Origin of the sequence: Nonomuraea sp. NPDC050153 (assembly GCF_044460125.1) — a bacterium.
Lineage (GTDB): Bacteria > Actinomycetota > Actinomycetes > Streptosporangiales > Streptosporangiaceae > Nonomuraea.
The window spans coordinates 404,978-429,051 of sequence record NZ_JBITJQ010000005.1 but is presented as its reverse complement, the minus strand read 5'-3'; the positions used below and the strand labels follow the sequence as shown (position 1 = coordinate 429,051).

23 protein-coding genes and 1 pseudogene are annotated in these 24,074 nt (G+C 71.8%); 9 read left to right on the top strand and 15 right to left on the bottom strand.

From position 1 onward, the window contains the following. Positions 1 to 11: 11 nt before the first annotated feature. Entirely contained in the window at positions 12 to 1,025 is a 1,014-nt protein-coding gene (locus ACIBQ1_RS16795; RefSeq protein WP_397278345.1) for a LacI family DNA-binding transcriptional regulator, read from the top strand. Here the strand turns inward: ACIBQ1_RS16795 and ACIBQ1_RS16790 are convergent. After that, positions 1,022 to 1,750: an SDR family NAD(P)-dependent oxidoreductase gene (locus ACIBQ1_RS16790; protein WP_397278343.1), complete on the bottom strand. Its 729-nt coding sequence runs from the start codon at positions 1,748 to 1,750 to the stop codon at positions 1,022 to 1,024. The two genes, ACIBQ1_RS16795 and ACIBQ1_RS16790, sit on opposite strands and share 4 nt — an antisense overlap. Before the next feature lie 122 nt (positions 1,751 to 1,872). Here ACIBQ1_RS16790 and ACIBQ1_RS16785 point away from each other — a divergent pair, with 122 nt between their 5' ends. The 4 genes from ACIBQ1_RS16785 (at position 1,873) to ACIBQ1_RS16770 (ending at position 6,097) form a co-directional block, all read left to right on the top strand. Then, positions 1,873 to 2,967 carry a glycerophosphodiester phosphodiesterase gene (locus ACIBQ1_RS16785; RefSeq protein ID WP_397278341.1) on the top strand — a complete coding sequence of 365 codons (1,095 nt, stop codon included), beginning with the start codon at positions 1,873 to 1,875 and terminating at the stop codon, positions 2,965 to 2,967. A gap of 55 nt (positions 2,968 to 3,022) precedes the next feature. Next, on the top strand, positions 3,023 to 4,423 hold the full coding sequence (locus ACIBQ1_RS16780) for a tetratricopeptide repeat protein (protein ID WP_397278339.1): 1,401 nt from the start codon (positions 3,023 to 3,025) through the stop codon (positions 4,421 to 4,423). A gap of 115 nt (positions 4,424 to 4,538) precedes the next feature. Further along, complete coding sequence (locus ACIBQ1_RS16775) at positions 4,539 to 5,366, top strand: PIG-L family deacetylase (protein ID WP_397278337.1); 828 nt, start codon at positions 4,539 to 4,541, stop codon at positions 5,364 to 5,366. Positions 5,367 to 5,392: 26 nt separating this feature from the next. Further along, positions 5,393 to 6,097 (top strand): crotonase/enoyl-CoA hydratase family protein, encoded by a 705-nt coding sequence (locus ACIBQ1_RS16770; protein ID WP_397278336.1) that lies wholly within the window; start codon positions 5,393 to 5,395, stop codon positions 6,095 to 6,097. A gap of 92 nt (positions 6,098 to 6,189) precedes the next feature. Here the strand turns inward: ACIBQ1_RS16770 and ACIBQ1_RS16765 are convergent, their stop codons facing one another. After that, on the bottom strand, positions 6,190 to 6,786 hold the full coding sequence (locus tag ACIBQ1_RS16765; RefSeq protein ID WP_397278334.1) for a TetR/AcrR family transcriptional regulator: 597 nt from the start codon (positions 6,784 to 6,786) through the stop codon (positions 6,190 to 6,192). 55 nt (positions 6,787 to 6,841) lie between these two features. On the opposite strand from ACIBQ1_RS16765, the gene ACIBQ1_RS16760 reads away from it, so the two are divergent. Further along, positions 6,842 to 7,639 (top strand): SDR family NAD(P)-dependent oxidoreductase, encoded by a 798-nt coding sequence (locus ACIBQ1_RS16760; protein ID WP_397278332.1) that lies wholly within the window; start codon positions 6,842 to 6,844, stop codon positions 7,637 to 7,639. Positions 7,640 to 7,780: 141 nt separating this feature from the next. On the opposite strand, the gene ACIBQ1_RS16755 is transcribed toward ACIBQ1_RS16760, so the two are convergent. The 3 genes from ACIBQ1_RS16755 to ACIBQ1_RS16745 all read right to left on the bottom strand — a co-directional run bounded on the left by ACIBQ1_RS16755 (position 7,781) and on the right by ACIBQ1_RS16745 (position 11,879). Next, on the bottom strand, positions 7,781 to 9,709 hold the full coding sequence (locus tag ACIBQ1_RS16755) for a hypothetical protein (RefSeq protein ID WP_397278330.1): 1,929 nt from the start codon (positions 9,707 to 9,709) through the stop codon (positions 7,781 to 7,783). A 33-nt stretch (positions 9,710 to 9,742) separates the two neighbouring features. After that, on the bottom strand, positions 9,743 to 10,630 hold the full coding sequence (locus tag ACIBQ1_RS16750) for a class I SAM-dependent DNA methyltransferase (RefSeq protein WP_397278328.1): 888 nt from the start codon (positions 10,628 to 10,630) through the stop codon (positions 9,743 to 9,745). A gap of 85 nt (positions 10,631 to 10,715) precedes the next feature. Beyond that, positions 10,716 to 11,879 (bottom strand): cytochrome P450, encoded by a 1,164-nt coding sequence (locus ACIBQ1_RS16745; protein ID WP_397278326.1) that lies wholly within the window; start codon positions 11,877 to 11,879, stop codon positions 10,716 to 10,718. Positions 11,880 to 12,545: 666 nt separating this feature from the next. On the opposite strand from ACIBQ1_RS16745, the gene ACIBQ1_RS16740 reads away from it, so the two are divergent. Continuing rightward, entirely contained in the window at positions 12,546 to 13,007 is a 462-nt protein-coding gene (locus tag ACIBQ1_RS16740; RefSeq protein WP_397278439.1) for an RrF2 family transcriptional regulator, read from the top strand. A gap of 218 nt (positions 13,008 to 13,225) precedes the next feature. Here the strand turns inward: ACIBQ1_RS16740 and ACIBQ1_RS16735 are convergent, their stop codons facing one another. Further along, positions 13,226 to 14,119 (bottom strand): IS982 family transposase, encoded by an 894-nt coding sequence (locus ACIBQ1_RS16735; protein WP_397278325.1) that lies wholly within the window; start codon positions 14,117 to 14,119, stop codon positions 13,226 to 13,228. Between the two features lie 113 nt (positions 14,120 to 14,232). Further along, positions 14,233 to 14,661, bottom strand: coding sequence for an IS200/IS605 family transposase (gene tnpA, locus ACIBQ1_RS16730; RefSeq protein WP_397278323.1), 429 nt, complete (start codon positions 14,659 to 14,661; stop codon positions 14,233 to 14,235). A 23-nt stretch (positions 14,662 to 14,684) separates the two neighbouring features. On the opposite strand from tnpA, the gene ACIBQ1_RS16725 reads away from it, so the two are divergent. Together ACIBQ1_RS16725 and ACIBQ1_RS16720 are read left to right on the top strand one after the other, a co-directional pair. Beyond that, on the top strand, positions 14,685 to 15,998 hold the full coding sequence (locus ACIBQ1_RS16725) for an RNA-guided endonuclease InsQ/TnpB family protein (RefSeq protein ID WP_397278321.1): 1,314 nt from the start codon (positions 14,685 to 14,687) through the stop codon (positions 15,996 to 15,998). Between the two features lie 47 nt (positions 15,999 to 16,045). Continuing rightward, a pseudogene (locus tag ACIBQ1_RS16720) lies at positions 16,046 to 16,165 on the top strand (hemin transporter); the annotation flags it as partial. 112 nt (positions 16,166 to 16,277) lie between these two features. Here the strand turns inward: ACIBQ1_RS16720 and ACIBQ1_RS16715 are convergent. The 8 genes from ACIBQ1_RS16715 to ACIBQ1_RS16680 are packed head-to-tail and all read right to left on the bottom strand — an operon-like array spanning position 16,278 to position 24,074. After that, positions 16,278 to 17,486: a M20 family metallopeptidase gene (locus ACIBQ1_RS16715; RefSeq protein WP_397278319.1), complete on the bottom strand. Its 1,209-nt coding sequence runs from the start codon at positions 17,484 to 17,486 to the stop codon at positions 16,278 to 16,280. Next, a complete protein-coding gene (locus tag ACIBQ1_RS16710; RefSeq protein WP_397278317.1) occupies positions 17,483 to 18,790 on the bottom strand; it encodes an amidohydrolase family protein in 1,308 nt (435 codons plus the stop codon). Before ACIBQ1_RS16710 ends, ACIBQ1_RS16715 begins: the two co-directional genes overlap by 4 nt. Continuing rightward, positions 18,780 to 20,069: a glutamine synthetase gene (locus ACIBQ1_RS16705; RefSeq protein ID WP_397278315.1), complete on the bottom strand. Its 1,290-nt coding sequence runs from the start codon at positions 20,067 to 20,069 to the stop codon at positions 18,780 to 18,782. The genes ACIBQ1_RS16710 and ACIBQ1_RS16705 overlap by 11 nt, the downstream gene beginning before the upstream one ends. Next, on the bottom strand, positions 20,066 to 20,836 hold the full coding sequence (locus ACIBQ1_RS16700) for an HpcH/HpaI aldolase/citrate lyase family protein (RefSeq protein ID WP_397278313.1): 771 nt from the start codon (positions 20,834 to 20,836) through the stop codon (positions 20,066 to 20,068). Before ACIBQ1_RS16700 ends, ACIBQ1_RS16705 begins: the two co-directional genes overlap by 4 nt. Continuing rightward, complete coding sequence (locus ACIBQ1_RS16695) at positions 20,829 to 21,677, bottom strand: carbon-nitrogen hydrolase family protein (RefSeq protein ID WP_397278312.1); 849 nt, start codon at positions 21,675 to 21,677, stop codon at positions 20,829 to 20,831. Before ACIBQ1_RS16695 ends, ACIBQ1_RS16700 begins: the two co-directional genes overlap by 8 nt. After that, positions 21,674 to 22,381: an RraA family protein gene (locus tag ACIBQ1_RS16690; RefSeq protein WP_397278310.1), complete on the bottom strand. Its 708-nt coding sequence runs from the start codon at positions 22,379 to 22,381 to the stop codon at positions 21,674 to 21,676. The genes ACIBQ1_RS16695 and ACIBQ1_RS16690 overlap by 4 nt, the downstream gene beginning before the upstream one ends. Further along, positions 22,378 to 23,190, bottom strand: a complete 813-nt coding sequence (locus ACIBQ1_RS16685; RefSeq protein WP_397278308.1) for an amino acid ABC transporter ATP-binding protein — start codon at positions 23,188 to 23,190, stop codon at positions 22,378 to 22,380. The genes ACIBQ1_RS16690 and ACIBQ1_RS16685 overlap by 4 nt, the downstream gene beginning before the upstream one ends. Then, entirely contained in the window at positions 23,187 to 24,074 is an 888-nt protein-coding gene (locus ACIBQ1_RS16680) for an amino acid ABC transporter permease (protein WP_397278306.1), read from the bottom strand. Before ACIBQ1_RS16680 ends, ACIBQ1_RS16685 begins: the two co-directional genes overlap by 4 nt.

The following is a 24,074-nucleotide window of genomic DNA, read 5'->3' as shown; positions in this document are numbered from 1 at the left end:
ACATGGGCGCAATGCGGCGTCCGACGATGACAGATGTGGCGCGTGAGGTCGGCGTCACGGCGAAGACGGTCTCGCGGGTGCTCAACGACGACGGCCCGGTCGCCGTCGAAACCCGCGAGCGCGTCATGGCGGCCGTCAGGAAGCTGGGCTACCAGCCCAACCTGATGGCCCGCAACATGCGGGTCGGCGCGCGCGACGCCGCGATCGGCCTGGTCATCCCCGAGATGGGCAACCCGTTCTTCGGCACGGTCGCGGGCGGCGTCGAGAGCGCCGTCCGCGCCCGCGGCCTTACCCTCATCGTCGGCAACTCCAGCGAGACCGCCGACCTGGAGCAGTCGCTGATCGCGACGTTCCTGGCCCGCAGGGTGAGCGCGCTCATGGTGGTCCCCTCGGCCACCAGCGACCACCGCCACCTGCGCAACGAACGCGTGGCGGGCCTGCCCATCGTCTTCCTCGACCGGCCGGCCGTCGGGCTGACCGCCGACAGCGTGGTCAGCGCCAACCGGGAGGGCGCCAGGGCCGGCGTCGCCCACCTGATCGCCCACGGCCACCGCCGGATCGGCTTCGTCGGCGACGTGCCCGCCACCCTCTACACCCGCCGCGAGCGTTTCCAGGGCTACCGCGACGCGCTCGAAGGCGCGGGCCTGCCGTTCGACCGGGGCCTGGTGGAGACGGGCCACGACCAGGAGGCGGCGGCCCGGGCGACGATGCGGCTGTTAGACCGCGACGATCCGCCGACGGCCCTGTTCGCGGGCAACAACCTGGCCGCCACGGGCGCGGTGGTGGCGCTGTCGCGGGCCCGCCGCAGGGATGTGGCGCTGGTGGGCTTCGACGACCTGCCCCTGGCCGAGTGCCTGGACCCGCCGCTGACGGTCGTGGCCCAGGACCCGGCGCGGATGGGCGCCGCGGCGGCCGAGCTGGTGCTGGCGCGGCTCGACGGCGACCGCTCCAAGGCCCGCAGGACGATGGTGCCCACCCGGCTGATCGTCCGGGGCTCGGGCGAGCTGCCCGCCGCCGGCGCCTAGCGGGGGTACAGGCCGCCGTCCAGGCTGAGCACCTGGCTGGTCAGGTAGCCGTTGCGGAGGACGGCCAGGGCCAGGTCGGCGACCTCCTCCGGACGCCCGAAGCGGCCGACCGGCAGGCGGCTCGGGCTCGCCGTGGCCGGGAGCATCGCGGTCTCCTCGATCAGGGCGGGCGCCAGCGCGTTGACCGTCACGCCCCGCGCGGCCACGCGGGCGGCCAGGAAGTGGATCATGCCGTGCAGGCCCGCCTTGGACGCGGCGTAGTGCGGGCCGACGCTGCCGCCGGTGAAGGCCGCGATCGACGACATGAACAGCACCCGCCCGAACCCCCGCTCCGCCATCCCCGGCAGCGCCTGCTGCGCCAGCAGGAACGGCGCGCGCAGGTTGACCGCCATCGTGCGCTCCCACGTCACCGCGTCCACCGCCGTGTACTCCTGCTGGATGGCGTAGCCGGCGTTGGAGATCAGCAGGTCGACGGGGCCGAGCGCGTCGGCCGTGGCGCGCAGCAGGGCGAGCGGGACCTGCGGGTCGGCCAGGTCGCCCGGGAGCGCGATCGCGTCCACGCCGGCGGCCCGCCCCCGCGCCACCAGGTCGTCGGCGTGCTCGGAGCGGGTGCCGTACGTGAAGGCGGTTCTGACTCCGGCGGCGATGAGGCGGCGTCCGATCGCCTGCCCGATGCCGCCCGACGCGCCGGTCAGCAGGGCCACCCGGCCAGTGAGTTGGGTCATGTCACCCAATCTTCCCCGTGACAGAGGCGCTGACAGCAGGTTGGAATGGGGCGTTTCCGTACGTCTTCCACTGTGTGCTCACGCGTAACTCGCGGTCCACCTGGCCGGTCTACGGTGCGCGCATGACAATGCGCAGGTTACTCGCGAGTGTGCTGGCCGGAGTCGTCGCCGGCGGTACCGTCGCCGTCGTGCTGACCCAGACGACTCCCGCCACGGCCGACCGCCGCGGCGACGCACCCATCGTGATCGGACATCGGGGCGCGAGCGCCCACCGGCCCGAGCACACGCTTCTTTCGTACGAGACCGCCATCGCCATGGGCGCCGACTACATCGAGCCCGACCTCGTCTCGACCAAGGACCACGTGCTGGTCGCCAGGCACGAGAACGAGATCTCCGGCACGACCGACGTGGCCGCGCACCCGGAGTTCGCCGACCGGCGCACCACCAAGACCGTGGACGGCCGGCCGGTCACCGGCTGGTTCACCGAGGACTTCACGCTGGCCGAGCTGAAGACGCTGCGCGCCAAGGAACGCGTCCCCGACCTGCGGCCGGACAACACCGCGTTCGACGGTCTGCCGGAGATCCCGACGTTCGAGGAGGTCGTGAAGCTGGCGCAGCAGCACGGCGTCGGCGTCTACCCCGAGACCAAGCACCCGACGTACTTCGACTCCATCGGCCTGTCGCTGGAGGAGCCGCTGCTGGAGGTGCTGAACCGGTATCGCGTGCGCAAGGCGTACATCCAGTCCTTCGAGACCGCGAACCTGCGTGACCTGCGCTCCAAGACCCGCCTGCCGCTGATCCAGCTCATCACGTTCGGCGGCGCGCCGTACGACTGGGTCGCCTCCGGCAGCACCCGCACGTACGACGACATGGTGAAGCCGGACGGGCTGCGCGAGGTGGCCACGTACGCGAACGGGATCGGGGTGGACACCCGGCGCGTGGTGCCCCAGGACGCCTCGGGCAAGACCCTCGAACCCACCACGCTGGTCTCCGACGCGCACCGGCGCCGGCTGGAGGTGCACGTCTGGACGGTACGGAACGAGAACTCCCAGCTCCCCGCCGACTACCGGCTCGGCAACCCGGCCAGCCCCGTCTACCCCCGGGCCACCGGGAACGTGATGGGGTGGCTGTCGAAGCTCGTCGACCTGGGCATCGACGGGGCCTTCTGCGACGACCCCGCCATGGGCAGGGCCGTGGTGACCGGACGGTCGGCGTAGCGACGCGAAGGGCGTCGGTCCTATTCCCCACCGGATCAGTGGGTACATTGGTCCGGTGAGGAACGACCAGCACGGCCTGGCGATGACCGGGGCCGGCGCCACCGCGGTGCGGCATTACGACCGCGCGATCGACGAACTGCTGCACTTCCGGGTGGAGGTCGCCGCCGAGACCAAGGCGGCGCTGGCCGACTCGTCCGACTTCCCGATGGGCAACGTGCTGAGCGCGTACCTCGGGCTGCTCTCCACCGAGGCGGAGGACGCGCGGAAGGCGCGGGCGCGGTTCGGCGCGTTCCGGGACAGGACCGGCCCGGCCTCGCTGCTGCCCCGCGAGCGCGCCCACGTGGCGGCCGTGCAGGCGCTGCTCGACGGCGACTGGCTGACCTGCGGGCGGCTGCTGGCCGAGATCACCGTGGAGCACCCGCGCGACGCCCTGGCGCTGGCGGCCGGGCACCAGGTCGACTTCTTCACCGGCGACGCGCGCTCGCTGCGCGACCGGATCGGCGGGGCGCTGAACGCCTGGCGGGAGGACGACCGGCACTTCGGCCACGTGCTGGGGATGTACGCGTTCGGGCTGGAGGAGGCGGGGCACTACGACCGGTCGGAGGAGGTCGGCCTGCGGGCGGTCGAGCTGAACGCCCGCGACGTGTGGGGCATCCACGCGGTGGTGCACACGTACGAGATGCAGGGGCGGTTCGGGGAGGGGGTGCGCTACCTCGACGCGCGGCTGCCCGACTGGTCGACCGGCACGTTCTTCAACATCCACAACTGGTGGCACTACTGCCTGTACGCGCTGGAGTCCGGCGACGAGGCGCGGGCGCTGGCGATCTACGACGCGGTGCTCGCGGGCGGGGAGTCCTGCATGGAGCTGCTGGACGCCGCCGCCCTGCTCTGGCGCCTCCACCTGGAGGGCTCCGAGCAGCACGAGCGCTGGCGCGCGCTGGCCGACGCGTGGCCGGACAGGGTGGCCGAGCCGTTCTACGCGTTCAACGACATGCACGCGGTCATGTCGTACGTGGGCGCCGGGCTGGTCGGGGAGGCGGAGAAGCTGGTCGCGGCGCGCGAGGCGTACGTGCTGGAGCCGCGTCCGGGCGTCACCAACCTGGACATGACCCTCCGGGTGGGCCTGCCGGTGTGCCGCTCGCTGGTGGCCTTCGGGCGGGGCGACCACGACGCGGTCGTGGACCTGCTCTATCCGATCAGGCACCGGGTCAACGAGTTCGGCGGCAGCCACGCGCAGCGGGACGCCGTGCAGCGGACCCTGCTGGAGGCGGCCCTGCGGGCGGGGCGGGGGGACGTGGCGCGGGTGCTGGTGAGCGAGCGCGTCAGCGTCCGGCCGTGCAGCCCGTACAACTGGCTCAAGCAGGCGGCCCTTGCCGACATGCTGGGCGAGCGGGGCGCCGCCGCGGCCGCCCGCCTGCGCGCCGGCGAACTGGCCCGGAACGGCGGCCGGCCCTAGCCGTCCGATGGATGGTCTCGGCCGGTCTCGGCCGGCCTCGGCCGGCGGGCTGGGCCTGAGCGGCGGGCGGCCTCGGCCGGGGAACTGTCGGGGGTGGCGGGTAGTGTTTCCAGCCATGGATCGGCAACTCACCCTGATGGTCGTACACGCCCACCCCGACGACGAGTGCCTGAGCACCGGCGGCATCCTGGCCCGCTACACCGACGAAGGCGTCCGCACGGTCCTGGTCACCTGCACCAACGGCGAGCAGGGCGACGACCAGGGCGGCGTGAAGCCCGGCGAGGACGGCCACGACGACGCGGCGGTGGCCGAGCGGCGCCTGGCCGAGCTGCGCGAGTCGGTGTCCCATCTGGGCATCGACCACCTGGAGCTGCTCGGCTACCGCGACTCCGGCATGGAGGGCTGGGAGTCCAACGCCCACCCCGAAGCGTTCGCCAACGTGCCGGTCGAGACGGCCGCGGCCAAGCTCGCCGCATTGATGGAGCACTACCGGCCCCAGGTCGTGGTGACCTACGACGAGACCGGCGGCGGCGGTTACGGTCACCCCGACCACGTCCAGACCCACCGCGTCACGGTGGCGGCCGTCGAGCAGACCGGCATTCCCGACAAGTTCTACTACACGGCGATGCCGCGCTCCGGCATCAAGCAGATGTTCGAGATGATGCGCGCCAACGGCGTCGACCTCGGCGGCTTCGAGCCGTCCGACGACTTCGGCACCCCCGACGAGCGGGTCACCAGCGTCGTCGACATCGCGCCGTTCGTCGAGCGCAAGCTCAAGGCGCTCAGGGCGCACGAGAGCCAGGGCGAGAACATCTTCCTGCTCCGCATGCCGGAGGAGGTGCAGCAGCAGGCGTTCGCGCACGAGGCGTTCGAGCGGAAGCTGTGCAAGGTGGACGCGCCCGACCACGAGGACGACCTGTTCGCGGGACTGCGTGACGCCTAGCGTCCTAGAACATTATTCTATGCCCCATGGGCACTCTCGTCGGTTACCGGCTCAAAGACTCCGTCGCCACCATCACCATGGACGACGGCAAGGTGAACGCGATCTCGATCCAGCTGCTGACCGAGCTCGGCGCCGCCCTCGACCGGGCGGCCGCCGACTCGGCGGTCGTGCTGCTGGAGGGCCGGGAGGGGGTCTTCTCGGCCGGGTTCGACCTGGGGACGCTCGCGGCGGGCGGCGACGGGGCCCTGGCGCTGGTGCGGGGCGGGTTCGAGCTGGCGGCGCGGCTGCTGTCGTTCCCGGCGCCGGTGGTGGCCGCCTGCACGGGGCACGCGGTGGCGATGGGCACGTTCCTGCTGCTGTCGACCGACTACCGGGTGGGCGCGGCCGGGCCGTACCGGCTGGTGGCCAACGAGGTGGCGATGGGCATCACGATGCCGTACGCGGCGATCGAGATCGTCCGGCAGCGGCTCACGCCCGCGTGCTTCACGCGGGCGGTGCTGCTGGCCGAGACCTTCTCGCCTGACGACGCAGTGGCGGCCGGGTTCGTCGACCGGGTGGTGGAGCCCGCCCGGGTGTCCGACGCCGCCCGCGAGACGGCCGAGGCGCTGACCGCCCTGGACATGAAGGCACACGCGGCGAGCAAGGCACGCGCCCGGCGGCAGACGCTGGAGGCGATCCGGGCGGGGATCGCGAAGGAGTTCGGCGCGGGGGCGACCTGGCCGCCGGCCTAGCGTGGGGCCGGCTGCTCTGAGGCGAGGTGACGCAGCCGGCCCAGGTGGTGCAGCGCCGGGGGCTGCCGCAGCCGGAGGAGGCCGCTGGGGTGTCAGCACTCCCGCATCGCGGCGCGGGTCTGCGCGGTGGACAGGGGTGGGGCCGGCAAGGGCCGGGCGGCGATGGCGCGCAGGCCGTCCAGGGCCAGGGCGAGGTGCCGGCGCCAGGCTCCCGGCGCCACCTTGCCGGTGGCCCGGACGGTCGCCGCCACCCCCCAGATCACGAAGGACATGTCAGCCAGCGTCACGTCCGCCCGCAGGCCGCCGGACAGCTGGGCGCGTTCGAGGATCTCGCGCATCAGGTCGTGCCCGCGGTCTCCGTCCACCGCGGCGGTCCGTGCGGCGAGGTCGTTGTAGCCGAGGTCGGCCGCCTGCAGCTCGCACACCCCGGTCAGGAACGCCACGAACCCCTCCCAGGCGTCGTCCATCGCCAGCGCCTGCTCGGCCAGCTCGGCCACGGTCGCCACCCGGTCCGCGAAGACCGCTTCCACCAGGACCTCCCGCGTGGGGAACCGGTTGTAGAGCGTCCCGATGCTCACCCCGGCCGTGCGCGCGATCTCTTCGAGCGGCACGTCCAGCCCCCGGTCCGCGAACAGCTGCCGGGCCGCTCGCAGGAGGCGCTCGCGGTTCTGTACGGCGTCCTTGCGCATGTCCGCCAGCTTAGCTAACTTGAGGCACACCTTAACTTAAGGAGTGCCTCAACTTATGTCCCGCACCATCGTGATCACCGGCGGCACCAGCGGCATCGGCAAAGCCCTCGCCCACCGCCACACCGAGCTCGGCGACCACGTCATCGCCGTCGGCAGCAGCGAGGAAGGCGGGCGGCGCCTGCGCGATGAGGTGCCCGAGGCTCGCTTCGTCAGGTCCGACCTCAGCTCCCTGCGCCAGACCCGCGACCTCGTGGAACGGCTCAGCTCCGAGCACCCGGCGATCGACGCGCTCGTGCTGGCCGCGTTCCGGTTCAACCCCACCCGAACGGAGACCGGCGAAGGGTTCGAGCACACCTTCGCCCTCTACGTGCTCAACCGCTGGCTCATGGCCGAAGGGCTGCGCGGCCCGCTGGAGAACGCGCCGGCACCGGTGATCGTCAACCTGTGCGGCGCGGGACAAGGTGGCCGGATCCACTGGGACGACCTCCAGCTGAAGAACGGATACCGGGCCCTCACCGCGACCATGCAGGGCGCCAAGGCTGGCGAGCTGCTGGGAACGGCCCACACCTCGGAACGCACGAAGTACGTGCTCTACAACCCGGTATACGTGGCGACCGCCCTGCACGAACCCTTCAGACAACCGCTGCGCGGCCTCGTACGCCTGGCGTCAGCGATCTTCGCCCAACCGGTCGCCGAAGCCGTACCGCCCATCGCCGCCCTCATCGACCACCCGCCGGCCGAGCCCCTCACGGCCTGGAAGAAGGGCAAACCCATCGATCTCACCGTGGACCCGGACGAAGCGCGGCGATTCGCGGAAACCATCCGCACCCTGACCCACTCCGCGCTCTCATGAGGCCGGGAAGGACACCGGCTCTTTCGCGAACCGCTCCGGCGCGTCGCGGGGCAGTCAGCGGCCGGCATCGGGCACGAGGGCGAATCGGGCGTCCGGGATGAGGGCCGCCACCGGCCCGAGCGCCGTCCCGCACAGCCGTTTTCAGGCCCGGCGAAGGAGGGCGGACGCCGCCTCCACGCTCGCGACGACGTCGAGACCGCCCCAGCGGACCGGCCAGGAGAAGCGGCGGTCGACGGTCCAGGCCAGGACGGCGTCGAGATCGTCCAGGCGGTCTCTGTCGGCGATCACCAGGGCGGCGGCGGGGCCGACGGCGGGGTCGGCGACGGCGCACCACGAGGAGTCCGCCAGGGGAAAGGCGTCCGCCTGGAACATCCCGTGCAGCGTCGCGCAATCGTCGTCGAGCGGGCTCCGTTCGCTGTCGAAGTGACGGCCGAACGCGAAGTCGCCCAGCACCGCACCGGTGAAGGCGCCGACGAAGCGGAGCGTCCGCGCGCCGATCAGCGCGAGCACGCCGTCCGCGCCCCACAGCACCGCCTCCGTTCCTTCTGGGGCCTCGATCGACCCGACCTGGGCTGGTTCGTCCCCCAGTGACCACACCTCCGCCCGCCCGTCGGCGGTCAGGCACGCGCCGAAGTCCCCCGCGCTCTCCCAGGCCCAGGGCCGCTCCTGGCCGTCGTAGAAGTACCGGCCGATGCGCTTCGTGGTGGCGATGGGCAGGTGGTGCCGGTGGCGCCCGTGCGCGTCGTGAACGTCGACACCGCCGCCGTCCTCCACCACGACCGCCAGCCGGGCCTCGGACCCGCGCATGCCCCAGTGCAGCGACCCCTCGGCCTGGGCCACGGGGTCGCCCACCGGCTGCCCGCTGTCGGCGTCGAAGACGGTCAGCAGGCGCGGGCGGCCCGGCGTCAGCGCCGCGGCGTACCGGTCGTCCGGGCTCCACGCGACAGGGCCGGCGGTCAGCGCCAGCCAGCGCATCCGCCCGCCCGGGAGGTCGACCACGGCGGCCCAGGTGTCGTTGTCCCCGAGCAGCCGCCCGCCGTCGCGGGACCAGCGGACCCGGCGGAAGGAGAAGTAGTCGTTCTTGAGGCGGTTCTTCGCCTCCTCCGGCAGCGGCTCGGTCAGCATGGCGGGCTCGGGGCCGGTGTTGTGGTGGCGGTAGTCGTTGTAGAAGACCTTGCCCTCGTCCAGCGCCGCGACGCAGCCCATCATCTCGTGCTCGCTGCTCATCGAGATGTAGGCCCGCCGGCCGTCGGGGGCCAGGGCGAAGATGGCCGCGGCGTCGTACCCGTCCGTCACGTCCGCGCTCCCGTACGGATTGGTACGCGCGCCGAACGGGTCCCACACCCCGACGTTGTTCGTGCAGAACGCCAGCGCGACCCGGGTGCCGTCCGCCGACCACCGCACGGTGTCGCGGCGGCCGGGCCAGCCGACGCCGTACATGATGTCGATCGTGTTGACCAGGCGCCCCGTGGCCATCTCCCACACCTGCAGGGGACCGGTGCCGTCGTACTCGCCCTTCTCCAGGCCCCGGCCCGTGGCGAGGTAGCGGCCGCACGGGCTGAGCGCGTAGTCCTGGAACTCGCCCCCGAACATGGTGTACGGGTGCCGCAGCCGCGCCCCGCGCTCGCGCAGGCGGCCGGTGACCAGCCGGTGCGCGCCCGTGACGCCGTGCCGCTCCTCCACCTCGGCCAGCAGGGCACGCAGCGCGAGCAGGTCCCGCTCCGGCTCGAACGCCGACCAGTCGGCCTCCTCCAGCAGCGCGAGCAGGGCCGCGGGGTCGTCCCGCACCGCTTCGAGATCGGCATGCCCGGGAAAGTCCCCGGACCCCGTGCGCGCGGGCGGCGGGGTCAGCAGTTCCTCCACCGGCAACACCGGCACGCCCAGCTGCTCCGCCGCGCGGACGCGGTCGTTCGGGAAAGCGCCGTCGCACCCGTCGAACACGACGTCCACGGAGCGCGACACCTCGTCCACGACGCTCGCGCCGGCCTTCTGGACCAGCGCCTTCAGCTTCGCGACGGACTCGGTACGGAAGCTGCCGGCCAGGACGACGGTTTTGCCGCGAAGATCCATAGCTGGGGAGGATAGACGAACCCGGCCCCGTCCTCACACAGGATCGCGACGGGGCGCCCGGCGGGCGACGTACAGGATCCGGTCGTGCTCGTCCTCGTCGGCCTGCTCCCGCGCCGACGTCCCCACTAGCCCGTGGGCGGCCACGACGCGCAGCCCGGCCTGCTCGGCCGCCTCGCGCACCGTCCGTTCGGAGTGGTGCCGCTGCACGTGCCGCATCGACACCCGCTCCCAGCCCGCGCCGTTCCGCTCGAAGAGGTCGAACTGGGTGATCACGACCGCGTCGGGCTCGATCCGCGGGGACACCGCGAACCAGGCCACGTACCGGTCGCCCCGGTCGGCGACCGCGGGGACGCCGAACGTGCGCCGGTAGTAGCCGATGGTGTTCAGATCGAAGACCAGCACCCCGTCCTCGGTGAGCTGGTCGCGCGCCGCCGCCAGCGACCGCCGCAACTGCTCCGTGCCGGTCAGGTACGTCATCGGCACGTCCACGCAGGCGACCACGTCGAAGCCGGTCAGCCCGGGCGGGGGCGCCTCCAGCCGGCCCACCAGGAACCCGATCCCCTCGGCCCCCGGCCGGCGCCGGGCCAGCGCCACCATCGCGGACGACAGGTCGTAGCCGGTCACCTCGAACCCCCGCTCGCCGAAGGCCACGCTGCTGCGGCCGGTCCCGCACCCGGCGTCCAGCAGCCGCCGTCCGCCCGATCCGTACCGATGCGCCGCCTCCACGAAGCGCTCCACCAGGCCGGAGGTGTCCATCCGCGCGTTGAGCTCGTCGTAGCGGGCCGCGACGCTCTCGTACGCGGCCAGCGTCTCGTCCACATGCGACATGCGCGCCTCCTGTTCGAGGGGGTCGCGTCGGGTGCCGTGCCGGGTGGTGAGGCCCGGCACGGCCGACGGGAGATGGACTACCAGATGAACCATGCCTGCCGGTTGATCCGGCGGCCGGTGACGCGGCGCAGCAACTTCCTCATGGTGCTCACCTCCTTTCCTGACGACCGTTCGGTGGTCAGGTCTGGCGCGGGGTCCGGTGGAGCCGGAACGGGGGAGGGGTGATGATGCCCGCGACGTGGGGCTGTCCGCGGCCGCCGCGTACCTCCAGGCGGGCGTCCTCGGTCACCGCGGCGAGCAGGTCGGTGGCCAGGGTCCGGGCGACGACGGCGCCGGCGCAGGTGAACGGGCCGCCCCCGAAGGGCAGGTAGGGCCCGCGGGGACCGGGGCCGTCCCACCTGTCGGGCCGGAACCGGGTGGCCTGCGGCCAGTGCCGCTCGTCGCGGTGCAGCAGGTAGGCGCAGACCGACACGCTGTCCCCCCGCTCCAGCCGTACCCCGCCGACCTGGTGGGGACGGCGGACGGGGCGGCCCATCAGCCACGCCACCGGCCACAGCCGCAGCGACTCCCGTACGGCCGACTCCGCGGGCACGGTCGCCAGGTCGACGCCGTGGGCCGCGGCCGCCAGCAGCGTCCAGGCGACCACGTGGCCCACCGGCGCCACCGAGGTTCTGAACAGCAGCAGGTAAACCTGCGCGAGCTGCGGGGCAGGCGTGCCGCGCGGGGTGACCTCGAGTACGGCGTCCAGCAGGTCGCCGGGCCCGCCGGGCCGCGAGCCGGCCCGGCGGGCGCGCACCTCGCCGGCGAGCGCCCGCACCACCCGCGCCCACATCGCCCGCCGCGTCAGGCGTGCCAGCCGGCCGCCGGGGCGGATCAGGACGTCCTGCCGCACCACCTGCGCCATCAGCTCCCGCAGGGCCGGCGGGCTGTCCGGCCGCAGCAGCACCTCCGCCAGGAACCGGTACGCGGCGGCGCGCCCGGCCGCGGGCCACTCGCTGACCTCTCCCATTTCCGCCACCACGGCGGGCAGTCGCTCGCGGTGGGCGGTCAGGTGGGCGCGCAACGTCGCGCGGGCCGCCCGCCCGATCGCGACCTGCGTCTCCCGCGGCCCCAGCCGGCCGCCGCGGACGTGGAAGAAGTCGGACACGTCGTCGTAGTGGCCCTCCTCGTCGTGCAGCACCCGCAGGGCCTCCGCCGGGTCGGCCACGCACAGTGACCCGTCGTCGGGCAGCCGGAACACCGGGCCCCGCTCGCGGGCCGCGTGCTCGACGAACCCCAGCGGGTCCCGGCGGTACCACCGCGCCGCCTCGCCCGCCCACGCCGGTTCCGTAACCGTCGCCATCCCACCCGCCATTAAGTTAACAATGAGAAGTATCTGTGCTGAATTTACATAGTCAGTGGAATCTCGGCAATGCGTGTATTGCCATCCAATGGCCTTGCTTACCGTATCCGCTTCGTTTCTGTTTGTGTGCGGGTATGGCCGGCGGCGTAGCCGCGGCTTCACCCTCCGATCAGGCCGCTGGTCACGATTTCGGCACCCAAGTCTTTTCCCGTATAAAGGTGGGAGCCGAAATGGCGGATCGCGACAACCCCGCTACGCTCGTGCTGCTCGTCCCCGTCTCCCGCGTCTCCGAAAAGCTGACGGCACAAGTCGCGGGACGGACGGAATGACGGAGCTCTTTCTCGCGCGTACTCGCCGGCGCGGGCGCCGTCGCCCGGACGGCGATTACCGGCCCCACCGAAAAAGGTGGCCCGGTGCGTCATGATCGGGGGGATCGCGGTCATTCCGAAGAATTACGCGATGTGGATCCCCGGCTGCGCCGACGGTATGACCGTGGTGGACGCCGAGAAAGCGTGGCCGGGCACGAAGGTGAAATGGCTCCCGCGCCGCGCCGGGGAGCGGCGGCACATGGTCGGCCTCGACGCGGAGGAGGCCGATGCCGTCGCCTCGGCCGGATCGGCGCCGGCTGACGCCGTACCACTGCTGGACACCGCCTACCGTGGGTGCATGCGCCTGACCGCCTTCACCGACATCTCCCTGCGCATCGTGATGCGGCTGGCCGTGGCGGATCCCGACGACCTGCTCACGACGAGGGTCGCCGCCGACCTGCTCGCCGTCCCGTACACCCATGCCGCCAAAGCCGTGGCGAGGCTGAGCGAGCTGGGCGTGGTGGAGGCCAGGCGCGGCCGGGGCGGCGGGTTGCAGCTCACCGGCGCCGGGCGCGAGGCGACGGTCGGGGGGCTGGTCCGCGCGCTGGAGTCCGCGGGCGACGTGGTGGGGTGCGAGGACGACCCGCCGTGCCCGCTGCGTGCGGCCTGCCGGTTGCGGTCTGCGCTGCGCCAGGCCCAGGAGGCCTTCTACGCCTCGCTCGACACGATCACTGTCGCGTCCCTGGTGGACGCGCCGACCGGGCCCGTCCTGCTGTCGCTGACGACCCCCGGAAAGAGGGCCGGCCCTGCCGCTCCTTAATATGAATCTCAGATACCAATTTTTGGTCCTTCTGGGAGGTCTGCATGCTGTCCGCTGAGAGCGCGGCGATCGTCGGCGAAACCCTGCCCGTCGTGAGGGCGCGGCTCGAGACGATCACGGCCAGGTTCTACCAGAATGTGGGCCAGTGCTCCGGCGTTCACGCCGGGAGTGAAGGCCCACATGGGAGTGCCCGCTAGACGAGTAAGTCCGATCTCCGGTCAGTGGTCGTAGGCGGTCAGTGACCGGGTGATCGATGCGTTGGTTGCGTTGTTGTGCCAGATCGCGGCAGCCATCGCCAGGATGCGCTGGGCGACGCGGACAGCGACGCCTGCGAAGGACCGGCCACCGTGGTCTTCCAGGTCGAGCTGGCCCTTGAGGGTGTCGTTGACAGACTCGATCAGTTGCCGGACCTTCTTGAGCATCGGCTCGCCGTAGCGGGCCTTCTCGTTCTTGCGGGACGGCCGCAGCATCGTGATCCCGTAGTCGCCCAGCAGCGTCTCGAAGTCTTTGCCGGCGAATCCCTTGTCGCAGATCAGAAGGATGCCGTCGTGCTCTGCCGCCACGCTCGCCTCGACTTCGAGCATCGCGGCCAGTACCTCGCGCTCGCCGATCTTCGGGTCGGCCAGGGCCCACAGGATCGGCATTCCGGCCGGGGTGCAGACCAGGTACAGCCTCAGTCCCCAGTAGAACCGCGAGTGGCTGGCGCAGTAGCCGTAGCCCGCCCACCCGGCCAGGTCCGAGCGTTTCACGGTGGGCCGGGACATGCCGCACGGCAGCGGGGTGGAGTCCACGATCCAGCAGTCGTCGAGCCAGAAGTCGCTCGACTTCGCGAGCATCCGGATGACCCGCTTGACCAGGCCAAGCGCGGCGCGCAGCCGTTTGTTGCAGCCGGATTGCTGCGGCAAGTAGGGAAACAGGCCGGTCAAGTGCTTGCGGGCGTAGCGCAGCCAGTGCGCCTCGGAAGTGAACCCGAGCAGCGACTGAGCGACCGCGACGCACACCAGCTCGGAGTCGGTCAGCACCGGGGGCCGGCCCGTCCATCGCGACCCCTTCAGCTCATCGTCGATCTTCACGTAAAGTGCGGTCAGGAGGGTGTTCAGGTCTTGCGTCACAACATGATCTTGAACGCCCTCTACTCATGCCTGATCACCGGGCCCAGGACATAGGACTTACTCGTCTAGGGCGCGAGCGTGCCCTGACCTTTCAGGTTTGTCGGCAGCTTCACTCACACAGGTCGTTTCTGCTGCTCGATGTACTGCTTGAGCGCGGTGAGCGGCGCCCCGCCGACCGACCCGGCGAAGTAGGTACCAGACCAGAAATGTCCACCCCAGAGGTATTTGCGTACGTGTGCGCTGTATTCCTTACGAAGCATCCGAGCCGAGACCCCCTTCAGCGAGTTGACGAGTTTGGACAGGGCGACCTTGGGCGGGTAGTGGACCAGCAGGTGGACGTGGTCGTGCTCGCCGTTGAACTCGCGCAGTTCTACCTCGAAGCCGGCGCATACCTCGCGCATGAGGTCCTCGCAGCGGATCAGCATCTCATCGGTGAACACCCCACGCCGGTACTTTGTCACGAACACCAAATGGGCGTGAAGGTTGTAGACGACATGTCGTCCCGTTCTCACATCGGGGTTCGGGTTCCATCGCGGTGACATAAACCAAACGATATGATCAGCGTGTGGAGAAGGTGAAACGGACTCGTGCGCACGTGGCGCGACTCGACCTCAGCCCGGCCCAGGTGGCCGTTGTGGACGGTCAAGCCCACACCGCGCGTGCCTTGTGGAACGTGCTCCATGAGTTCATGACCTTCCGCCAGGGCCGGTTCGCCTCACCGAAGGAGTGCGACGCGGCGATTCGGCAAGCCCGCCACGAGATCGAGTGGATGGGGCAACTGCCCGCTCAGGCCGCGCAAGCCGTACTGAAGACCTACCGGCAGGCGTGGGCGAACTTCTTCAACCCCGGCCACCCGGCCAAGCGCCCGACGTTCAAGAGCCGGTTGCGGTCCCGGATGGCTGTGGACGTTCCCCAGGCCCGCGACTTGCAGATCAGCCGGATCAACCGTAGGTGGGGCGCGGTGAACCTGCCCAAGGTCGGGCGGGTGAAGTTCCGGTGGACGAAAGACCTGCCCGGCCTCACCAAGGGCGGGCCATCCGGCAGGGTCACCGGGGCTCGCCTGGTAAAAGAAGCCCACGGGTGGACCATCGTCTTCCGTACCGAGCTGCTCGTATCCGCCTGCGTCTCGCATGCCGGGCCGAAGGTCGGCATGGACCGGGGCATCACGGTCCCCCTCGCTCTGTCCACCGGGCAACACCTTCGGCACGGCCCGTGGCTGTCCAGCGGGGAGAGTGAGCGGCTTTTGCGTCTTGAGCGCAAAGGTGCCCGTCAGCGTGCCATCCGTGAGAAAGGCGACCCGGTCTCCAACCGGGAACGCCGCACCTATGACCAGATCGCCCGGCTCCGCGCGACAGCCAAGCGCCGAGCCGTCGACTGGCAGCATCAGAGCACGACCGACCTGGCGCGGCGATTCAGCGCGATCGTGGTCGAAGACCTGAACATCACCAACATGATGGCCTCGGCGTCTGGGACCGTGCAGGAGCCGGGGGCCAACGTCGCCCAAAAGCGGGGCCTTAATCGCTCGATCGCGGGCCAGGCGTGGGGCCGGACGGTGGAGTTCCTGACCTACAAGAGCGCCGACCGTGGCGGTCTGGTCGCCAAGGTCCGCCCGCACGGCACCAGCCAAGAGTGTCACCGCTGCCACACCACCACCGCAGGATCACGCGAAACGCAGTCGCGGTTCGCGTGCAAGAACCTGGCGTGCGGATGGATCGGCAACGCCGATACCAACGCCGCCCGAAACCAGCTTCATCGGTACAACTCTGCCGCCGGACGGGCGGTCACAGGACGTGGAGACTCCGGGATACCGGGGCCTGTGAAGCGTCAAGCATCCTGTCCCACAGTCTCGCCCGCACCTGCGCTGCGAGCTGCTGCGTAAGCAGCACAGGAATCCTCCACATTTATTTATGTGGAGGAGCACGTCAAATGTGCGGCCCCCTGCCGTTCATGCGCGCGGCGCGCGGCGAGCTCATCGCGGCCGGGGTCGCGCCGCGCGACATCCACTACGAGGTCTTCGGCCCGGACCTCTGGCTCGGCGCGGCCTGAACACGGCGCCTGAACACGGCCGGTCCGAACACGGCCCAGCCGGAGAACGGGGCGGTTGGCGAGCGGCCCGGTTGGGCCGTGGGCGCGTGCCCGGTCCTTGCCGGCCGGTATCTCATGGGCGCGTCACCGGTTCCTCCGTCCCGGCCGCGGCGGCATAGCCGGCGAGCATGGCGAACGCGACATCTCGTACGGCGTCGTCGGAGGGCAGGAAATCGCTTCCGTGCAGCCGCGCGCCCGGCCCGCCGTCCACCCCCACGAACATCATCAGCCCGGGAAGCGCCGCCGCGAGGTAGGAGAAGTCATCCGCGCCGTAGGAGATCATCGGCAGGGAGACGCTCAGCCCGAGCTCGGGCAGCAGCGCGCTCGCCCGGACGGCGAGTGCCGGGTCGTTGTCCAGGACGGGCTCGCCACGGGTGATCTCCACCTGTGCGGTGCACCCGTGCGCCCGGGCGACGAGCTCGGCGACCTCCACCAGGCGCCGGTGCACCTGGTCGCGGGTCGCTTCGCGCATGGTCCTGACAGTGCCGCCGGCGCAGGCCTCGTCGGGGACGACGTTCGGCGCGTTCCCCGCCAGGAGCGTGGACACGCCGAGCACCGCGGAGCTCGTCGGGTCGACGTCCCGGCTGACCACCCGCTGCAGGGCGACCACCACGTGCGCGAGCGCGACCACGGGGTCGTCGGTCAGATGGGGGTAGGCCGCGTGCCCGCCGCGCCCGCGCACCACGACGCGGAACTCGTCGGCGGCGGCGTTGACCGCGCCGGGCGTGGCCGCGACGTGGCCCCGCGCCAGGGTCGGCTGTACGTGCGCGCCCACGATCGAGGTGATCCGGTGGTCGCGCAACAGCGTGGACTCGGCGATGTCCCGCGCGCCGGACGGGTAGGTCTCCTCGCGTGGCTGGAGCACGGCGACCAGCGGTGCCGATCCCTCGGTGGCGTGGACCGCGCGGCACAGCGCGACCAGGGCGGCCAGGTGCACGTCGTGCCCGCAGGCGTGCATGCGGCCCGCGCGGGCCGAAGCCCACGGCACGCCGGTCCGCTCGGTGACCGCGAGCGCGTCGAGCTCGGCCCGCACGCCCACCGCGGGGCCGGGGCCGCCGATGCGCACCAGCGCGCCGGTGCCGCCGGCCGCGTCGACCTCGCCGCCGGGCAGTTCGGCCAGGACCAGGTCACGGGTCGGGCCTTCCAGCCCTGACAGGTCGGGGGCCGCGTGCAGCCTGCGCCGCAGCTCGACGGCGCGGGGGAGCTCGCGTTCGAGCGCGGCACGGACGCGGGCGAGCGGGACGGCGCCCGCGGTGGCGGGGGTGGTGACGTGTTCGATCACGCGGAGGACCTCAGGCCGTAGACGCGGAGCGCGTTGTCCGAGCCGATCATGGTGGCTACCCGGATCGCGTCGGACTCGGTCCATTCTCCCGCCTCCACCCATCCGCGCAACGCCCTGCCGAGCCCACGCCGGAAAAGGCGGGCGCCGAGCAGATGGAGCTCGGCCGGTCCCCACGCGTCGGAGGAGAAGAGAATCTTGGCGAACGGCGCCAGCTCCAGCGACTCGGCGATCAGCGCGTCCGAGCGGCTGCCCGTGTAGTTGATCCCGAGCCCGACGTCGAAGTAGACGTGCGGGAAGACCTGCGCCAGGTATCCGGCGTTGCGGTGGTACGGGTAGCAGTGCAGCAGGGTGATGTCGACGCCATGGGGCTCCACCAGCTTCAGCCAGCGAGTGAGCAGGAGCGGGTCGCATCGGTGCAGCTCGACGTCCGGGTCACCGTAGCCGGCGTGGAGCTGCAGGGGGAGCCCGCGCTCGACCCCGGTCCACAGCCCGAAGCGGAGCAGCACGGGATCGTCCACACGGGGGTCCGCTCCCGTCTCCGTCCGGGCCAGCCACCGGCCGGCCGCGTCGATGACCTCCTTGTCGGAGGGGACCGCCGGGTCGAAGTCGAAGCCGTGCCGGTAGGCGACGATGCTCTTGAGCCCGACGGCCGCCGCGCTCCGCGTCGCCAGGGCGGCGCGGAACCGGTCGGGGAAGCTCGCCGCCGAGACACCGCCGGCGGCGACCTCTTCCATGACCCGCTCGATGCGTACGACCTCGTGGGCCGGTCTGCCGGACACCTTCGCCATCTGAGCGGGATCGAGGACGTCGTCGCCCCGGTAGCCCGTCTCGACCAGCCACCTGCCGATGCCGCTGGCCACCAGCAGACGCCGATTGACCTCGGCCGGTCCGAGCTCGGCACGGCGGGTCAGGTAGTCGTCCGGGTGCGCGTGAGCGGGCAGGCCGAGCACGGGCGCGCACCATCTGCGGATCGCGAAGCCGATCTGGGAGTCGAACTGCGTCATGAACGACGGGATGGCGCGGTCCGACTCGGTCACCAGGGTCTCGAACTCGGGGCGGGCGAACTCTCCCGCCGACGCGCCGTGGACGTGGTGATCGACGAGCGGCAGCCCGGCGATGACGGACTCCAGCCCGCCGCGCCCGCCCGCCTCGACCGAGCCGTGCCCGCCCGCCTCGACCGAGCCGTGCCCGCCCGCCTCGACCGAGCCGTGCCCGCCCGCCTCGACCGAGCCGTGCCCGCCCGCCTCGGTCGAGCCGTGCCCGCTCGCCTGAGCGGAGCCGTGCCTGTTCTCCTCAGTAGACACGGGTCACCCTTTCGCACAGATCGCCGTCCGTCAGCTCCGAGACGGCGGCCAGCTCGGCCCGCCGCACGGCCAGGAACGTGCCGAGCAACTCGTCGGGGAACCAGCCGCGGGCGACAGGGTCGGCCTCCAGCGTGGTGAGGGCCTCGCTCAGGCTCGCCGGCAGCGACGGCTCCGCGGCCAGGTCCGCCTCCGTGGCCGTTTCCGGCCAGACCCGCGCGGGCCCCTCCGCCGCCAGGCCGGCCAGGCCCGCTCTGATGAGGACACCCAGCACCAGCCAGGGGTTCGCGGTGGCGTCCGCCGCCCGGTACTCCAGGTGAAGTTGCCCGGCCGGATCGGCGCCGCCGATCTCCACCGTCGGGGCGACGCGCAGCAGCGCCTCGCGGTTGCGCTCGGCGAGGAACGCCCCGCCCGCGCTCCAGCGGTGCGGGGTCAGCCGCAGGTAGGAGGAGGGGTTCGGCGCGGTGACCGCCACCACTGCCGCCGCATGACGCAGGATGCCCGCCGCGAACCTGGCGGCGGTGCCGGACAGCCGTCCGGGGGCGTTCGCGTCGAACATGACGGTGTCGCCGCCCGCGTCGCGCAGCGAGAAGTGCACGTGCACGCCGTTGCCCACACTGGCCGGGTCGGCGATGGGCGCGAAGGTGACAGGCAGGCCGCGCCGCGCGGCGAGGTCGCGTACGAGCTCACGCAGCAGGATCGCCCGGTCGGCCGAGACCATGCCGGGCGCGGGCCGCATGGTGATCTCGAACTGGCCCGGGCCGTACTCGGGCAGCCAGGTCTCGGGGTCGAGGCCCGCCTGCTCCATCGCGGTCACGAGCTCGGTGCCGAACGGCTCGGCCGCGCGCAGGCGTTGGAACGAGAATGGCGGATGCTCGGCCCGTTCGCCGAGCATGAACTCGTGCTCGAAGGAGGCGTACACCTCGAGCCCGGCGCAGGCGCGCAGCTCGTCGAGCGCGCTGGAGAGGAAGTTGCGCGGGCAGCCCGGCCACGGGCTGCCGTCCAGGTTCGTCTGGCCCGCCAGATAGACGCGCGTGCCGGGGACGTCGCCGTCGGCGGGGATGTCCAGCGTGGCCGCGGGGTCGGGTATCAACCTCAGGTCTCCGACCGACCCGAAGGCGTGGCCGGGGGCGAGCCCGCCGAAGCAGTCGAGCGCGAGGTCGGCGGGCACCCACCCGACTCCGGTGCGCAGCGTCCGGGCGAGCCGCGCCGCGGGCACGGCCCGGCCGCGGACCTGCGCGGCGAGGTCGCAGGTGGCGACGAAAACGGTCTCACTCGTCATCGGCCCGCCGCCTCCGCACGGGTACGCGCCTCCTCGACGAGCGAGGCGAAACCGCGGCCGAGCGCCGTGTACTCGTTGGCGATGACCATGCCGCCCGCCCCGTGGGCGACGGCGAACTCCTGCTCCAGCGGGTGCCAGGCGGGCAGGATCCAGTCCTTCGACGCGGCGGCGCAGGCGTCGGCGATGCGCCGCAGGTCGGCGAAGTCCTCCTCGGAGCGGCTGTAGCAGCCTCGGCCGCGGCGGATGGCGAGGTCGGAGGGGCCGGGGAAGGCCCCGTCGACGACGTCAAGAGCGACGATCTCCTCGATCTCGTCGAGGGCCGTGGCGTCCTCGATCATCGCGTAGCAACGGGTCCTGGCGTCCTGCTCGGCGATCCATTCGGGAGTCAGCGCGCCGTAGCCGAGGGCTCGCTCCGCGGCGAGGCTGCGGTCTCCGGCCGGCGGGAACTTCGCGTACCCGCAGACCTCCCGGGCGTGCTCGGCGCCGAGCACGTGCGGAATGATCACGCCGTCGGCCCCGAAGTCGAGCGGGCGCTGCACCGACTCGCGTGTCGGTGCCTTGACCTTGACCAGGACCTCTTGGCCGCGTGAGCGCAGGAGCGGGATGACGACGTTCAGTCCCGCGTCGTCGATCGCGCCGTGCTCGGCGTCGATGACGACGAAGGCGGTCCCGTACGAGCTGCCGATCTCGGCGGCGGTGATGCTGCCGCTGGCCAGCCAGGCTCCCAGCCTGGGTGGCGTCGCGGCGGTCGGTAGGCGGTCAGACATGGAGTTTCCTGAGTTCGTAGACGTCGTTGCGGCGGTTGGCGAGCGACGGGACCCGGACGCGGACGTCGTCCTGGTAGCCGAAGTCCAGATCGGCGACGGCCAGGGTGCCCGGCCGGTCCGGGGCACAGGCCAGCACGGTCCCCCAGGGGTCGATGATCATGCTGTGGCCGAAGCTGTGCCCGTTCGGGGCGTAGGGCCCTATCTGGCCGGCCGCGACCACGAAGCACTGGTTCTCCACCGCGCGGGCGCGCAGCAGGAGCTCCCAGTGGGCGGCACCCGTGTGGTGGGTGAACGCGGCGGGAAGGGCGAGCAGCCGCGCGCCCGCGAGCGCGTAGATCCGGAAGAGCTCGGGGAAGCGGAGGTCGTAGCAGATGGCCGCGCCGGTCGGCACGCCGTCGATGTCGCTCAGCAGGAGATCGTCCCCCGGGCGGACGGTGTCGGACTCGCGGTAGCTGAACCCGTTGTCGAGCTCGACGTCGAACAGGTGCATCTTGCGGTAGACGCCCACCCGCTCGCCGTCGGGGGCGAACAACTGCGCGGTGTTCGCCATCCGGTCCGTGCCGGGCGAGCGCTCGTGCAGGGAACCGGCCAGGATCCACATGTCGTGCGCGACGGCCTTGGCGGCCATGCGCGCGGCGAAGACGCCGTCCAGCGGTGCCGCCACGGCGGCGGCGTCCTCCGCCGGGCCCATGAAGTCCACGGCCTCGGGAAGCACGGCGAGGCGGGCGCCCTGCCGGGCGGCGGCGTCCAGCACGTCCTCGGCGGCCAGCAGGTTCGCCTCCGGGTCAGGGCCTGAGCCGAGCTGGCAGGCGGCGACCCGCAGCGGAGCCGGCGTACTCATGGGTGGGATTCCTCCTGATGTGCGGTTTCGTGTTCGGTGACGGATCGGCCGTGCTCGGCCAGGACGCGGTCCGCGCCGGTCATCTCGGTCAGGGGGACGCCCTCGCTGAACCGGGCCAGGTAGCCGGGCTCGCCCGCTTCCCTGGCGGCGACCAGCGGGGCGAGCCTGCGGGCGAGCTCCACCGGCAGGACCAGGACGCCGTCGTCGTCGCCCAGCACGATGTCTCCGGGGTTGACCCGTTGCCCGCCGATGGTCACCGGGACGTTGACGGATCCGGGAGCCCCGATGACGCGGGTGGTCAGCGGGGAGACGGCGCGGCAGAAGACGGGGAGCGGGCCGGAGCGCAGCTCGGCGGTGTCGGTGACGGCTCCGTCGACCACCACGCCGGCCGCCGACCGGAGAGCGAGCATCGCGGCGACGATGGCGCCGACGCCGGCCTGGCGGGTGTTCTCGCCCGTGTCCACGACCAGGACGTCACCCGGCCGTACCAGATCCACGGCCGCGTGGATCGGAGTGGAGTCGGGGCAGGTGATCCGGACGGGCAGCGCCGTTCCGACGAGCTTGACGCCGGGACGCAGGGGGAACAGCCCCGGCAGCGCGCCGGTGGAGATCTCATGGCCGAAGGACGCCGTGCCCAGCGGACGCAGGGCCTCGGCCAGCCCGGCATCGAGTGCCGCGCCCGGCAGGCCGATCAGGATGGTCATGGCGCGTCCGCGAATCGGGTCGTGTGCGACAGGAAGGCCCGCAGCCGCGGGTTGGTGCTCTCCTTCATGACCTCGTGGGGAGTGCCGGACTCGACGATGCGGCCGTCGGCCATGAAGACGATCCGGTGCGCGATGTCCATGGCGAAGTCCATCTCGTGCGTGACGATGACCATGGTCTGGCCGTCCTCGCTGAGCTGCCGCATCACGGCGAGCACGTCGCCGACCAGCTCCGGGTCCAGGGCCGAGGTCGGCTCGTCGAAGAGCATCACCCGGGGCTCCATCGCCAGCGCGCGGGCGATGGCGACCCGCTGCTGCTGCCCGCCGGAGAGCTTCGCCGGATAGGCGTCGCGTTTGTCCGACAGGCCCACGCGGGCGAGGAGTTCCTCCGCCTGCCGCCGCGCGTCCGCGGGCGTCATCCGGCGGACGTGGACGGGGGCGTGGACGATGTTCTGCAGCACGGTCATGTGGGGGAAGAGGTTGAACTGCTGGAAGACCATGCCGAACTGGCGGCGCTGCCGGGTCACGTCGGCGGGGCGCCGCTCCCGGAGGGAGCCGCGGTGGAGCTCGTAGCCCAGGATCTCGCCGTCGAGCGCGATCTCGCCGCCGCTGATGGGTTCGAGCTGGTTGAGGGTGCGAAGCAGGGTCGACTTGCCGCTGCCCGACGGGCCGATGATCACGACGACCTCGCCGGCGTGGATGTCGAGGTCGATGTCGACCAGGACGGTGTGCTCGCCGAAGTCCTTCCGCAGCCCGCGGACGGTGACCAGCGGAGGGGCCGCGGCGGTGGCCGGCGGCGTGGGAGCGCTCATGGGCGGTGCCCTCTTCCGAAGCGGCGTTCCACCCAGGTCTGACCGAGGTACAGCACGCTCGTCACGGCGAGATACCAGATGCAGGCCACGACCAGCAGGGGGATCGTCTTGTAGTTCTGGTTGTAGACGGCCTGCACGGAGTAGAGCAGGTCGCTCATGGCGATCACCGACACCAGGGAGGTGCCTTTGAGCATGTTGATGACCTGGTTGCCGGTCGGGGGGACGATCGAGCGCATGGCCTGTGGCAGGACGATGTGGGAGAAGATCCGCGTCCGGCTCAGGCCCAGGGTCTGGGCGGCCTCGGACTGGCCTCGCGGCACGGAGAGCAGCCCGCCACGGACGATCTCGCACATGTAGGCCGCCTCGCTGAGGGCGAGCCCCAGAAGCGAGGCCACGAACGGCGTGATCAGGTCGTTGGTCTGCCAGCTCGCGAGCTCCGGCCCGAACGGGACCGCGATGCTGATCTTCGGTATGAAGATCGACAAGTTGTACCAGAGGATCAGCTGCACCAGCACCGGGGTGCCGCGGAAGAACCAGACGTACGCATCGGCCGGGACGCGCAGGACCGGGGTGCGCGACATCCGCAGCAGGGCCAGGACGACGCCGCCGGCGATGCCGAGGACCATCGCGAGGACGGTGAGCTCCAGCGTCATGGCCAGCCCGTGCAGGACGGTCGGGAAGGTGAGATAGCGGCCCACCACCGGCCATTCGATGGTGGGGTTGGTGATGACCCCGTACGCCATCCGGGCGGCGATCACCACGACGACGGCGGTCAGGATCCACAGGCCGAGCCGGGGCCGGCGCACCGCCGCGCCCGCGTCGGTCCGTCCCGGTGCCCACGACGCCGTTCCAGGCGGGGCGTCCGCGTTCACATGCGCGTTCAT